The 12,008-nt window shown below is 69.9% G+C and carries 13 protein-coding genes; 5 read left to right on the forward strand and 8 right to left on the reverse strand.

Annotation, left to right across the window (positions count from 1 at the left end; all coding sequences use genetic code 11):
* Window positions 1–42: 42 nt before the first annotated feature.
* The 7 genes from EJI01_RS03515 to EJI01_RS03545 form a co-directional block, all read right to left on the reverse strand.
* The gene (locus tag EJI01_RS03515; protein WP_126835740.1) at window positions 43–1,041 is read right to left on the reverse strand and encodes a hydroxyacid dehydrogenase; all 999 of its coding nucleotides are present in this window, start codon (window positions 1,039–1,041) and stop codon (window positions 43–45) included.
* 93 nt (window positions 1,042–1,134) lie between these two features.
* Window positions 1,135–1,419 (reverse strand): hypothetical protein, encoded by a 285-nt coding sequence (locus EJI01_RS03520; RefSeq protein WP_126835741.1) that lies wholly within the window; start codon window positions 1,417–1,419, stop codon window positions 1,135–1,137.
* Between the two features lie 32 nt (window positions 1,420–1,451).
* A complete protein-coding gene (locus EJI01_RS03525) occupies window positions 1,452–2,132 on the reverse strand; it encodes a response regulator (RefSeq protein ID WP_126835742.1) in 681 nt (226 codons plus the stop codon).
* On the reverse strand, window positions 2,129–3,676 hold the full coding sequence (locus EJI01_RS03530; RefSeq protein WP_126835743.1) for an ATP-binding protein: 1,548 nt from the start codon (window positions 3,674–3,676) through the stop codon (window positions 2,129–2,131). Before EJI01_RS03530 ends, EJI01_RS03525 begins: the two co-directional genes overlap by 4 nt.
* Window positions 3,677–3,733: 57 nt before the next feature.
* Window positions 3,734–4,891: a porin gene (locus tag EJI01_RS03535; protein WP_126835744.1), complete on the reverse strand. Its 1,158-nt coding sequence runs from the start codon at window positions 4,889–4,891 to the stop codon at window positions 3,734–3,736.
* A complete protein-coding gene (locus tag EJI01_RS03540) occupies window positions 4,888–5,814 on the reverse strand; it encodes a sensor histidine kinase (RefSeq protein ID WP_126835745.1) in 927 nt (308 codons plus the stop codon). Before EJI01_RS03540 ends, EJI01_RS03535 begins: the two co-directional genes overlap by 4 nt.
* Window positions 5,815–5,893: 79 nt before the next feature.
* Complete coding sequence (locus EJI01_RS03545) at window positions 5,894–6,883, reverse strand: succinylglutamate desuccinylase/aspartoacylase family protein (protein WP_185878801.1); 990 nt, start codon at window positions 6,881–6,883, stop codon at window positions 5,894–5,896.
* A gap of 93 nt (window positions 6,884–6,976) precedes the next feature.
* Between EJI01_RS03545 and EJI01_RS03550 the strand changes: the two genes are divergently transcribed.
* Entirely contained in the window at window positions 6,977–7,240 is a 264-nt protein-coding gene (locus tag EJI01_RS03550; protein WP_126835747.1) for a hypothetical protein, read from the forward strand.
* On the opposite strand, the gene rpe is transcribed toward EJI01_RS03550, so the two are convergent.
* Window positions 7,230–7,925 (reverse strand): ribulose-phosphate 3-epimerase, encoded by a 696-nt coding sequence (gene rpe, locus EJI01_RS03555; protein WP_126835748.1) that lies wholly within the window; start codon window positions 7,923–7,925, stop codon window positions 7,230–7,232. The two genes, EJI01_RS03550 and rpe, sit on opposite strands and share 11 nt — an antisense overlap.
* Before the next feature lie 39 nt (window positions 7,926–7,964).
* Between rpe and apaG the strand changes: the two genes are divergently transcribed.
* The 4 genes from apaG (at window position 7,965) to thiL (ending at window position 12,006) form a co-directional block, all read left to right on the forward strand.
* Window positions 7,965–8,360 carry a Co2+/Mg2+ efflux protein ApaG gene (gene apaG / locus EJI01_RS03560; protein ID WP_126835749.1) on the forward strand — a complete coding sequence of 132 codons (396 nt, stop codon included), beginning with the start codon at window positions 7,965–7,967 and terminating at the stop codon, window positions 8,358–8,360.
* Window positions 8,361–8,455: 95 nt separating this feature from the next.
* On the forward strand, window positions 8,456–9,724 hold the full coding sequence (locus EJI01_RS03565) for a cation:proton antiporter (RefSeq protein WP_126835750.1): 1,269 nt from the start codon (window positions 8,456–8,458) through the stop codon (window positions 9,722–9,724).
* Between the two features lie 74 nt (window positions 9,725–9,798).
* Window positions 9,799–10,917 (forward strand): YbdK family carboxylate-amine ligase, encoded by a 1,119-nt coding sequence (locus EJI01_RS03570; RefSeq protein WP_126836125.1) that lies wholly within the window; start codon window positions 9,799–9,801, stop codon window positions 10,915–10,917.
* 117 nt (window positions 10,918–11,034) lie between these two features.
* A complete protein-coding gene (gene thiL / locus EJI01_RS03575; RefSeq protein WP_126835751.1) occupies window positions 11,035–12,006 on the forward strand; it encodes a thiamine-phosphate kinase in 972 nt (323 codons plus the stop codon).
* Window positions 12,007–12,008 lie beyond the last annotated feature (2 nt).

A 12,008-nucleotide genomic window follows, 5' to 3' on the forward strand; every position in this document is an offset into this window, starting at 1 on the left:
GCATGTAGGAACGCGGCGTTGCGCGTCGTAAGGGCGGCGCCTCTAGAGCGCAGTCGTCCATTTCGCCAGCCGCGTCGCGTGCGCCGCGTTCACCGCGCCGGGCGGCATCTCGCCGCGCATCAGCGCGGCGATCTGGGACACGGTCTCGAGCGCCTGGTGCTCCACCGCCGGCAGCGTGAGCCCGCCGATGTGCGGCGTGGCAACGACGCGCGGATGGCGCGCCAGGGCCGGCGCGGGCATCTGGTCGGGCGCGCGCCCGACGTCTAGCGCGGCGCCTTCCAGGTGGCCGGATTCGAGCGCGGCGAGCAGGGCCTCGTCGTCGACCAGCTCGCCGCGCGCCGCATTGACGAAGAAGGCGCCCGGCTTCATGGCCGCGAAGGCTTCGGCGTTCATGAGCTTCTCGGTCTGCGCGTTGGCCGGCGCCAGGCAGACGACGAAGTCGGACTGCGCCAACAGCGCCGGCAGCGCGACCTGCTCCCGCATCGGCTCGCTCTCGATCGGCTGCGGATCGTTGACCAGCACGCGCATGCCGAAGGCCTGCGCCAGGTCGCCGAGATAACGGCCGATCGCGCCGAAGCCGATGATGCCCAGTGTCGAGGCGCACAACTGCCGCCCCATGAAGGGCACCGGCGGCTCGCCGCGGTGGTAGGCATGGGTGTAGCGCCCGATGCCGCGGGCGAGATCGACCATTGCGGCGACGATCCACTCGGCCACCGCCGGCACGAAGCCCGGGCTGGCCTGCGTCACCAGCACGCCGTGCCGGCTCGCGGCCTCGACATCGACGGTGCGGATGTCGACCGCGCAGCGCACGAAGGCGGCCAGCTGCGGCAGGTCGCGGAACAGCGATTCGGGGCCAGGCGTCTGCCGGTATGCAATCAGCGCGTCGCAGCCCTGCGCCGCGGCCACCAGCTCCGGCGTCGAGAGCTCGCGCACCTCGGGATTGAAGCGCACTTCGGCGATCGCCTCCAGCGCCTGCGTGGCCTTGGGGCCGAAGTACTGCGCCAGCTTGTCCTGCGGATGCGTCACGAAAACGGTCGTCATGCGGTTGCCATTTCGGGCTTGGTTTCACCGCCGGGCATTTCATCATGGGTTGTGCCACGCCCTCGACGTGGGCACCCTCACTGCGAGAGAAGGTCAGCGCGCGCCGTCCGGCCGGAGGCGCAGCTTGCCGTCGGACGAGCGCTCGCAGGTGCCCGAGAGAGTGTCGCCGCGCCGCCCCGGCATCTCGAAGCGCGCGCCTTCGGCTTGGCCTGCGCAGGCGTCCGACACTTCAGGAGGCGATCCGCGATGGGCGAAAGGCGGCATCGCAGCGCCCGGCCGGGGCGGCGGCGCGAACGGTGGAGGCGGGGGCGGCAGCACGATGCAACCGGTCAAGCTCGCGGCCAGCAGAAGGGCCGCACAGGCGTGTGTCGTTTTCATTCGCGCAGTGTGCGAATCGACTTGGGAGAAATTTAGTCGAGCGGCGCCTCGAACGCGAAGCCGACGCCGTAGACGGAGCGGATCCAGTCGTGCGAGGGCGCGGCGGACGAGAGCTTGCGGCGCAGGTTCTTGACGTGGCTGTCCACCGCCCGTTCGGACACGTCGGCGTCGTCGTCGTAGGCCAGTTCGAGGAGCCTGGCGCGCGAGAAGATGCGGCCGGGGTGCCGCGACATCGCCAGCAGCAGCCGGAACTCGCGCCGCGTCAGGTTGAGCGCGGTGCCGTGGAGCGATGCGCGCCAGTGCACGTCGTCCAGCTGCAGCGACGACGTCGTCGTCTCTTTAGCCTCTTCGGTTTGAACGCGCCGCAAAACAGCCTTCACGCGCGCGACGACTTCGCGCGGCGAGAAGGGCTTGCACACATAGTCGTCGGCCCCCAGTTCGAGGCCGAGCAGGCGGTCGACCTCTTCGATGCGCGCGGTGAGCATGATGATCGGGTGCCGGGTGTGCGCGCGGGCCTGCCGCAGCACGCTCAGGCCGTCGAGACCCGGCAGCATGATGTCCAGCAGGCTGAGGTCGGGCGGCGCCTCGAGCATGCGGGCCAGCGCGCTGCGGCCGTCGGCCACGTGCTCGGTCTCGTGGCCGGCATGGCGCAGGTAATCCTGCAGCACCGAGGCGATGTCGGCTTCGTCTTCGACGATGAGGATCCGACTCACTGGTTGAGCTCCAGCGGAAGCCACATCGTGATCCGCACGCCGCCGAGGGGAGACGCCGAGGCGTCGATCTCGCCGCCGTGCGCCTCGATCGTGGCGCGGCAAATGGACAGCCCGAGCCCGGAGCCGCCCAGCGCGCGGCTGCGCGAGCCTTCGGCGCGGAACAGCCGCTCGAACAGCCGCGGCAGTTCCTCGGCCGCGACGCCCGGCGCGCTGTCGTCGAAGTGCATGACCAGCCGCTGCGCACCGTTGCTGCCTTCGACGGCGGCACCGATGCGCAGGGCGCCGCCCGCGTCGGTGTAGGAGAGCGTGTTTTCGAGCAGGTTCATGAAGACCTGGTGCAGGCGATGCGCATCGCCGTCGAGCACCGGTTGCGATTGTGCCGCCAGGGCTTCGATCGCCCGCGCATCCACCGCGATGCGGTGCTGGGCAAAGCGATTGCGCGTCATGGCCAGTGCTTCATTCAGCAGCGTGAGCGGGAAAACGGGCGCCTTCGTGAGCGATTCGGCCGGCGGATCGCGCATGCTGCTGCGCAGGTCGTCGACCAGCTGGGAGAGCCGCATGACCTGCCGGTGCAGCCGCAAGGCGGTGCGATCGTCGAAGCTGCGCACGCCGTCCTGCAGGGCCTCGATCTCGGCGCGCATGGCGGCCAGCGGCGTGCGCAGCTCGTGCGCCACATCCGCCAGCCAGGCGCGCCGCGAGGTCTCGACCGTGTCCAGTCTTTCGGCCATGTTGTTGAAGGTGCGGCCCAGCAAGGCGAGTTCGTCCGAACCGCGCACCTGCACGCGCGTGCCGAGCCGTCCGCGCGCCACGTCCTGCGCGCCCTGCGTAAGCGCATCGATCGGGCTGAGCCACCGCCGCGCCAGCTGCCAGGACAGCACCAGCGCGAACACCAGTCCGGCCAGGCCGGTCAGCACGATGACGCCCGACTGGCGCGCGAAGAACGCCCGGTCGGCCTCGCTCTCGAGGCCTTCGACGGGCGCCAGAACCAAATGGCCGATGACCACGTGGCCGCTGCGTATCGGCAGCTGGGCGGCCGACGCCAGGTCGACGCTTGTGCCGGCCACGCGCATGCCGGACGCGTCCACCACGCCGAGGCGCTGGTAGATCGAATCGGCCGCTTCCCGCGGATCGGAGAAGAAGCCGGGCGGCGGCGGCGGCATGTAGCGCCGGGGCAAGAGCTCCAGCTGCGGCGGGAAGCCGGGCGGCGGACGGTCGTCGAAGCGCGGCGGCCGTGCGTACCAGGGCGGCAGCCGGGCATCGTCCTTGTCGCGCGCCTCGACCTGCGCCGTGCCCGGATCGCCCATCTGCAGCCGGTGCCAGGCGCCCTCGTCCTTGCGCAGCTTGTCCCAGCTGCCGTTGGCGGCATAGTGCTTCTGCAGCAGCTGCGCCAGCCAGTCCATGCGGCGGATCTCGATCTCCGCGACGTAGGGGCCCAGGCCGCGCTGCAGCGCAAAGATGGAAAAGGCCGCGGACATCAGCAGCAGGACGACCAGCAGCGTGGCCAGGGCGAAGAAGATTTTTCTGCTGAGCGTCAGGCGTGGCATCGGAGGGGGGATCGGCGCATGGCCGCATTCTGCGGCACGCGCACGGCTGCACTTCCGTCAGAAGGCGTGGCGGATGCCGAAGTCGTAGCCGGTCGAGGAGCGCGGTAGGCCGGTGTAGCTCACCCCGCTGCTGCCGTAGCCCGTGGTGATCGCCGAACTCAGGCTGCCGGCGTAGGCGGCATCGTTGCGGTTGTTCACGCGCGCCACGGTGGCGTAGAGCGCCGTGCGCTTCGACAGGTTGTGCACGTAGCCCAGCGCCAGCTTGCGCACGCGCGGATCCTCACCCACGAGGCCTTGGGCGCCCTCGTTGTAGCGAACCTCGGAGTAGGAGGCGCGGATCAGCCCCGGCCCGACGGGCACGGTCGCGCCCAGCAGGTAGCCGTTGTAGCTGTCGTGCGTCGCGGCGAGCGCGCTCTCGAAGCCGTTGCGCACGCTCGACAGCTCGCCGAACAGCTTGACGGAGCCGAAGTCGTAGGACGCGCCGAGGTTGGCCGTGCGCACCTTGCGCGTGAGCTCGGTGGTGTCGATCGCGATGTTCTCGCCCAGCGACACCGCGACGTCCCACGGCCCGTTCGCCCAGCCGAAACGCCCGCCGACGTAGCGCCCGGCGTTGCTGTTGGTGGAAGCGGTGTCGACGGCGGTGCTGCTGTCGGCATTCTCGTGCAGGCTGTACTGGATCTGGCCGTAGAAGCCACCCAGGTTCGGCGGCAGGAAGTAGCCGATCGAATTGCTGGCCCGCGTGTAGTTCGCGTTTGCGAGGCCGCTGCTGGCGCTCACGGAGCTGATCACGTTGGTGCCCGATCCGTTGGTGCCGAAGGGGTCGAACACGGTGTCGTTCCAGAAGGTGGGCGTGTAGTCCCGGCCCAGGCGCAGCTCGCCGAAGCCGCCGGACAGGCTCACTGTCGAGCGGCGGTTGAAGGTGGCGATGCCGGTCGCGCCGTCGTCGTTGGTGATGGGCGATTCGAGCCAGAAGCTCGCGGCCAGGCCGCCGCCGAGGTCTTCGGTGCCGCGGAAGCCGATGCGGCTCGAGTTGTAGCCCGAGTTGGCCAGGCTCCACTTGCTTTGCTTCGAACTCAGGCCGGTGGTGACGTCGCGCGAGGTGGCCGACTGGTAGCTGACGCCGGCGTCCACCACGCCGAACAGCGTGACGGACGATTGCGCAGCGGCCCACCCGGCGGTGGCGAGAGCGGCGATGGCCGCGAGGATTTTCTTCATTCAGATTGCTCCGGTTTCGATGAGCCGCTGCAATTCGCAGCGGCGGGCGGATGTTCGAAGCCGAATGGGGAGGAATTAGGGAGGCGAGTGTCGCGGGTCGACGCGCCGCCGGCCGACATCACCGGCGCCAAGGTGCCGACGGACTCGTCCGCGGCGTCCTCGCAGCGGCGTTCGTCCAGCGCCGCGGCGAGCAGCGCCAGGAAGAAGAACAGCGCAGCCGCATAGGGCAGCACCGCCTCGAGGATTCGGCGTGCATCGAGTCCCTCCGAGAGGACGGGCTGCCGGGTGTCGCTGGCCATCATGACAGCGCCCCATGCCGCCGGTGCCGCATCGAGCGACGCCAAGGGCATGCGCAAGGTGAGCCCGAGGCCGCCGAGCGACGAGGGTGCGGCGTACAGGCGGCCGCCGTGGCGATCGGCGATGCGCCGTGACGCCAGCGCGCTCTCTCGGATCTCGCGGTCGGCAGGATCTGTCTTCTGGCGCGCGGCAGAGAGGCGATCGAACATCGAAGCGAGCCGGGGCTGCTCCGACGCAAGGCTCGAATCCATGAAGCTCACCGCGGCCTGCGCCCCCTCGAAGCGCGCAAGTATTTTCAGCACGCCGCCGCGCGGCATCGCATCGCAGGCGAGGCGGACGATGTGCGTCAGCATGCGCCGCAGCTCTCCGGCATCGGCCCAGACCCAGAGCGCGGCATCCGGCAAACGCCGATCGAGCTCGATGCCGGCGGTGCGCAGCGCCGCGCTGCTTGCGCGGGGCATCTCTTCGAGCAGCTGCCGCAGATCGATGCGCTGCCGCTCGAGGGGCTGCGAGCGCACGGGAACAGGACGCGCGGCACGCGCCTCGCGCCTGGCAATGACGCGCGGCAGCGCAACGAACAGACAGCTCAGGCCGAGGGCAACGCCGACGGCGGGCGAGAGTGCCATGGGAATAGCTCCGAATGGGTGACAGGCACCCGATGCTCGCCGGCAAAAACGGAGGAAATTGGGAGGCGCCGCTTGCGCCTCAGGCGCGGGGCAAGGGCCGGCTCAGGTCGCGCTCGCTCTCGACCGCGAAATAGAACCACTCGGTGCCGGGCAGCGCGGCCGAATTCGGGAACACGATGAAGCCGTCGCGATCGGCCTGCAGCAGGCTGCCGTCGGCGCGCACGCCGATGGGCTCGCCGCGCGCCACCGGATCGAAGGTGGCCCATTCGCGCACGAACTGGTCTTCCTCGTCCAGCCGATCGGTCACGCTGACCAGCCGCAGCAGCGAGGGTGCCGTCGGCGGCAGCGCCCGCGGATCGGGCGCGATCATGCCCAGCAGGCGCAGCGCCGAAAGGATCGCCCGGTAGGCCACCTCGGGTGCGGCCGGGTCCGTGTGCTGCCCGCATTCGAGCGTCACGCCGTAGCCGCCGCGGCTGCGCATGTACTCGTTGGTGCCCCAGCCGAAGGCCAGCGCCGCATCGTCGGCCGGCTGCCCGCCGGCGCGCTGCGCGAGCCCCGCTGCATAAATGTCGAGCCAGCCTTCGACCACGCGCGGGGTGCCCAGGTGCAGCGCGAGCTGGCCCTCTTCGAAAGCGCGCGCGAAGGGTTCGAGCGTGCCCGTGTTGTCGCGCGGGCCGATCATCGCGAAGGCCTCGCCCGCGCTCTGGAAGGAGTGCAGGTCGAGCAGCACCTCGTGCCGGTCGAGCAGCGGGCACAGCAGGTCGGTGATGCGGCCTTCGTAGTCTGCCGGCTCGACGCCCGGCGGGCTCGGACGAAACAGCCGGTTGAGGTTGCGCTCGCCTTCGCGCCGACTCAGGCGGCGCGCGAGCGGATTGGCGACCGGCACCATCGTGAGCTGGCCGCGCAGCAGTTGCAGCGAACCGGCATCGAGTTCGGCCACCGTGCGTTCGATGCCGGCCGTACCGCAGGTCTCGTCGCCATGCACGCCGCCCAGCACCATGAGCCGCGGGCCCGGCTGCAAGGCGGCGTAACCGTGAATGCGAAGAGTGTCTATGGGGTGCTCGCTCATCTCGTCGGCCATCCTACAACGCGGCGCATGGCGGTCCTACCGGGCTCGGTGCTGCGCCATGCCACAACCGGGCCGATGACAAAGGAACACACCATGGCCAGAAAGTCCAAAGCCCCCGCGAAGACCGATCCGGCGAAGGATGCCGGCGGCGGAAAGACCAAGGTCGAACAGGGCGGCGAATCGGCGCCGCGCCTGCCGCACGAGCGCGATCAGTCCTCGGACAGCCAGCAGAACCAGGACGGCACCGGCGCACCGCGCGTCGGCCGCCAGGCGCTGGAGGACGTGGAACGCGGCGTGGTCGACACCGACCGCGGTCCGGTGACGGACCGCGTCTACAACGACAAGCTCAAGCCGTGAGCGGGGTCTGGAGTTGAGCGCGCATGGCCGAGATCACGCTCGCATAGTCCTTGGCATTGAAGATCGCGCTGCCGGCTACGAAGGTGTCGGCGCCCGCGCTCGCGACCCGGGCGATGTTGTCGACCTTGATGCCGCCGTCGACTTCGAGCCGGATGTCGCGCCCGGTCTCCTCGATGCGCTTGCGCGCGAGTTCGATCTTGCGCAGCGCCGAATCGATGAAGCTCTGGCCCCCGAAGCCGGGGTTCACGCTCATGATCAGGATCAGGTCGATCTCGTCGATCGCCCAGTCCAGCGGCTCCAGCCCCGCGCCCGGGTTGAACACCAGCCCGGCCTTGCAGCCGGTCGCCTTGATGGCCTGGATGCTGCGATGCACGTGCGGCGAGGCATCGGGATGGAAGCTGATGTAGTCGGCGCCGGCTTCGGCGAAGGCGGCGGCCAGCGCATCGACCGGCTCGATCATCAGGTGCACGTCGATCGGCACCGGCGTGCCGCCGGCGGTCTTCGCGTGCGGCCGCAGCGCCTGGCAGACCATGGGGCCGAAAGTCAGGTTCGGCACGTAATGGTTGTCCATCACGTCGAAGTGGATCCAGTCGGCGCCGGCGGCGATCACGTCGCTCACTTCGGCGCCGAGGCGCGCGAAATCGGCCGAGAGAATGGAGGGGGCGATGCGGAACGGGCTGCTCATGGCCTGGATTGTCGCAGGGAGCTTGTTACCATTCCCGCGATGTCCAGCAACCCGATGAACGTTCAGGTGGAGCCTCGCTACCTGCCAGACCAGTCTTCGCCCGAAGACCGGGTCTACACCTTTGCCTACACGGTGACCGTCACCAACACCGGCAAGGTGGCCGCGCAGCTGATCTCGCGCCACTGGCTCATCAACGATGCGTCCGGACACTCGCAGGAGGTCAAGGGCCTCGGCGTGATCGGCCAGCAGCCGCTCCTGGCGCCGGGACAGTCCTTCCGCTACACGAGCGGATGCCGGCTGCAGGGGCCGAGCGGTACCATGCACGGGAGCTATTTCTTCGTGACCGAGCGCGGCGAACGCTTCGACGTCCCGATTCCCATGTTCGTGCTGGAAGCCGATGCGGGCGGCGTGCCCGTTTCGCGCGTGCTGCACTGACGCCCAGTTCTTCCTTGGAACCATGAACGCCCCGTGCGCTCTGGTTGCCTGGCGGCGGCGCGACCGGCGTCCCGTCCCCTGAATTTGCCTGCCTGATGACGTCTTTCCTTTCCAACGACTTGCTGGGTTTCTGGGCCGAATGGGTTCGCCCTTCGGCCGGCCTGCCCACCGTCCTGTGGTCGCTGCTGCTGGCCGCGGCCGCCGCAGCGGGCCACCTGGTGCAGCGCTACATGGGCATGCCCAAGGTGGTCGGCTACTCGGTGGTCGGCACCGTGGTCGGCTTCGCCGGCTTCGAGGGTGCGATCTGGCCGCTGCAGGGAATCAGCCTGTTCCTGCTCGAGCTCGGCGTGGCGATCGTGCTGTTCGAGGCCGGCGGCCGCCTGCCGCTGCGCTGGTTCCGCCACAACCCGATGGTGCTGGTGCAGAGCCTGCTCGAAGCAACGCTGACCTATTTCTGCGTGTTCTGGGTGCTGCACTGGCTCGACGTGCCCGATCCGGTGGCCAATCCGATCGCGCTGATGGCGATCGTCGCCTCGCCGGCCGTGCTGAGCCGGGTGGTGATGGACACCCGCGCCTCGGGCCCGGTGACCGAGCGCGCCATGACGCTGGCCACCCTCAACACCTTCTATGCGCTCGCCCTCGGCTACGCGCAGGCCGGATTGATCGAGCATGCGCCGCTGGGCCTGCTGCAGAAGCTCTACCCGGTGGCGGTGGTGCTGGGCCTCTCCTTCGTGGTGGGCGCGCTGATGGCGCTGTCGCTGCGCTCGGCGCTGCGCGTGATGAGCCCGGCCAGCGAGAACACCTCCATCCTGCTGCTCGCGATCATTGCCGCCGGCGCTGCGCTGGCGGCGCACTTCGGCGGCTCGGCGCCGCTGGCGGCGCTGATCGGCGGCGTGCTGCTGAAGGCGCTGCATCCCAAGCCCTGGGCCTGGCCGCGCCAGCTGGGCACCGCCGCCTCGCTGCTCACCATGCTGATGTTCGTGCTGGTATCGATCGTGGCCGCGCAGGCCGACTGGAGCCTGCCGGTCGCCAGCGTGGTGCTGGCGGTGATCGGCGTGCGCACCTTCGCCAAGATCGCCGGCGTCGCGATCGCCAACCCGGGCAGCGGCGCGAGCTGGAAGCAGGCCTTCTGGGTCGGCTGCGCGATGTCGCCGCTGTCCTCGATCGCGCTGCTGATCACCTCCGCCTTCGTGTCGGCATCGCCGCTCCTGGGTGCGATGATCACGCAGATCGCATTGCCGGCGATCCTGTTGATGGAAGTGCTCGGTGCCGTGCTCGCCACCATCGCCATCCACGGCGCCGGCGAGAGTTCCCACCCCTGGACGCCCGAGGCGTTCAGCACGACGGAGGACACGCAACGATGAGCGACGTGACCGCCACCACCGATCTGCGCGTCGACGGCAGCCCCGCCCTGCCCGCAACGCCCTCGAGCCGCGTGGTGCCGCTCGAGCCCTTCAACAAGTCGGTTGCGCTCTCGCTCGGCGTCGAGCTCGAGCTGCAGCTGGTCAACACCCACGACTACGACCTCGCGCCCTATGCCGAGGACATGCTGCGCCTGATGGCCCAGACCCCGCTGCCCGGCAGCGTGGTGCCCGAGATGACCTCGAGCATGATCGAGATCTCGACCGACATCTGCCATTCGGCGAAGGACGTGATCGCGCAGCTCACGCCGATCCGCGATGCGCTGGTGAAAAACGCCGACAAGCTCAACATCGCGGTAGTCGGCGGCGGCACCCATGCCTTCCAGCAGTGGCACGAGCGGCGCATCTACGACAAGCCGCGCTTTCGCGAGTTGTCGGAGCTCTACGGCTACCTGTCGAAGCAGTTCACCATCTTCGGCCAGCACGTGCACATCGGCTGCCCCGATGCCGACGGCGCCCTGCTGATGCTGCACCGCATGTCGCGCTACATCCCGCACTTCATCGCGCTGTCGGCCTCCTCGCCCTTCGTGCAGGGGCAGGACACGCAGTTCGACTCGGCGCGGCTCAACTCGGTATTCGCGTTTCCGCTCTCGGGCCGCGCGCCCTTCACCTTGTCGTGGAAAGAGTTCGGCAACTACTTCGAGCGCATGACCCGCACCGGCGTCGTGCGCAGCATGAAGGACTTCTACTGGGACATCCGGCCCAAGCCCGAGTTCGGCACCATCGAGATCCGCGTGTTCGACACGCCGCTCACGGTCGAGCGCGCCGCGGCGCTGGCCGGCTACGTGCAGTCGCTGGCCGCCTGGTTCCTGCAGGAGCAGCCCTTCACGCCGACCGAGGACGACTACCTGGTCTACACCTACAACCGCTTCCAGGCCTGCCGCTTCGGGCTCGATGCGCTCTACGTCGACCCCGCGAGCGGCGAGCACATGCCGCTGCGCGACCACATCCTCATGACCATGACGCAGCTCGAATGGCACAGCGAGGCGCTCGACGCCACGCAGGCCCTCGGCGCGCTGCGCACCAGCGTCGAGGCCAACCGCAACGATGCGCGCTGGCTGCGCGAACGGCAGGGCAAGGAGCGCCTGCTGGCCGAGGTCGTGCGCCAGGCCGCGCTGCGTTTCCGCCACGGATGATGCCCCCCGGCTTGCCACTTCGTGTGCTTCGCCACCCCCCGAGGGGGAGGCGCGGCCCGCCTTGGGGCGGCCCGGCGGCGGCCGCCGTGTACCGGTGGCTGTAACGAGGAAAGAGCCATGGGCGAATTCGACCTCATCGCGCGCTACTTCAAGCGCCCCGCGAAGCGCTCCCCGCTCGGCGTGGGCGACGACTGCGCGCTGCTCGCGCCGGCCGCGGGCATGCAGCTCGCGGTGTCTTCCGACATGCTGGTGGAAGGCCGCCATTTCCTGTCCACCGTCGACCCGGCGCGGCTCGGCCACAAGGCGCTGGCGGTCAACCTGAGCGACCTTGCCGCCTGCGGCGCGAAGCCGCTGGCCTTCACGCTGGCGCTCTCGCTGCCGGCGGTCGACGAGGCCTGGCTCGAAGCCTTCTCGCGCGGCCTGTACGCGCTGGCCGATGCGCACGATTGCGAGTTGGTCGGCGGCGACACCACGCGCGGCCCGCTCAATCTCTGCATCACCGCCTTCGGCGAGATCCCGGCCGGCGCCGCGCTGCTGCGCTCGGGCGCCCGGCCCGGCGACGAACTCTGGGCCAGCGGCACGCTCGGCGACGCGCGGCTCGCGCTCGAGGTCTTTCGCGGCACGCTCGCGCTGCCGGCCGGGCTCTTCGAGCTGGCACGCGCGCGCATGGAACAACCCGAGCCGCGCGTGGCGCTCGGGCAGGCGCTGCGCGGCATTGCGACGGCGGCCGTCGACCTCAGCGACGGGCTGGTCGGCGACCTCGGCCACATCCTGGCGGCCAGCGGCGTGGGCGCAACGCTCGACGCCGATGCCGCGGCCGCGTTGATCGCCGCCTGCGCCGATCCGGCGAATGCGGCGGTGCTCAGCCCGGAATTGCGGCGCGCCTGCGCGCTGGCCGGAGGCGACGACTACGAGCTGCTCTTCAGCGCGCCGCCCGACGCAAGCGCCGCGGTGCTCGAAGCCGCCCGCCGAAGCGCGACCCCGGTCGCGCGCATCGGCCGCATCGAGGCCGCCCCGGGCCTGCGCATCGTCGATGCGCAGGGCACGCCGATCGCGCAGCGCTTCAGCGCCTTCGACCACTTCACCTGATC

Origin of the sequence: Variovorax sp. MHTC-1 (genome assembly GCF_003984645.1) — a bacterium.
Classification (GTDB): Bacteria; Pseudomonadota; Gammaproteobacteria; order Burkholderiales; family Burkholderiaceae_C; genus Variovorax.

Excerpts from the sequence above, each read along its gene's own strand:
- EJI01_RS03535 (WP_126835744.1), bottom strand. The coding sequence starts at position 4,891 with ATGAAGAAAATCCTCGCGGCCATCGCCGCTCTCGCCACCGCCGGGTGG.
- EJI01_RS03550 (WP_126835747.1), top strand. The coding sequence starts at position 6,977 with ATGGCCAGAAAGTCCAAAGCCCCCGCGAAGACCGATCCGGCGAAGGAT.
- EJI01_RS03530 (WP_126835743.1), bottom strand. The coding sequence starts at position 3,676 with ATGCCACGCCTGACGCTCAGCAGAAAAATCTTCTTCGCCCTGGCCACG.
- apaG (WP_126835749.1), top strand. The coding sequence starts at position 7,965 with ATGTCCAGCAACCCGATGAACGTTCAGGTGGAGCCTCGCTACCTGCCA.
- EJI01_RS03545 (WP_185878801.1), bottom strand. The coding sequence starts at position 6,883 with ATGAGCGAGCACCCCATAGACACTCTTCGCATTCACGGTTACGCCGCC.
- EJI01_RS03515 (WP_126835740.1), bottom strand. The coding sequence starts at position 1,041 with ATGACGACCGTTTTCGTGACGCATCCGCAGGACAAGCTGGCGCAGTAC.
- EJI01_RS03520 (WP_126835741.1), bottom strand. The coding sequence starts at position 1,419 with ATGAAAACGACACACGCCTGTGCGGCCCTTCTGCTGGCCGCGAGCTTG.
- thiL (WP_126835751.1), top strand. The coding sequence starts at position 11,035 with ATGGGCGAATTCGACCTCATCGCGCGCTACTTCAAGCGCCCCGCGAAG.
- EJI01_RS03540 (WP_126835745.1), bottom strand. The coding sequence starts at position 5,814 with ATGGCACTCTCGCCCGCCGTCGGCGTTGCCCTCGGCCTGAGCTGTCTG.
- EJI01_RS03565 (WP_126835750.1), top strand. The coding sequence starts at position 8,456 with ATGACGTCTTTCCTTTCCAACGACTTGCTGGGTTTCTGGGCCGAATGG.
- rpe (WP_126835748.1), bottom strand. The coding sequence starts at position 7,925 with ATGAGCAGCCCGTTCCGCATCGCCCCCTCCATTCTCTCGGCCGATTTC.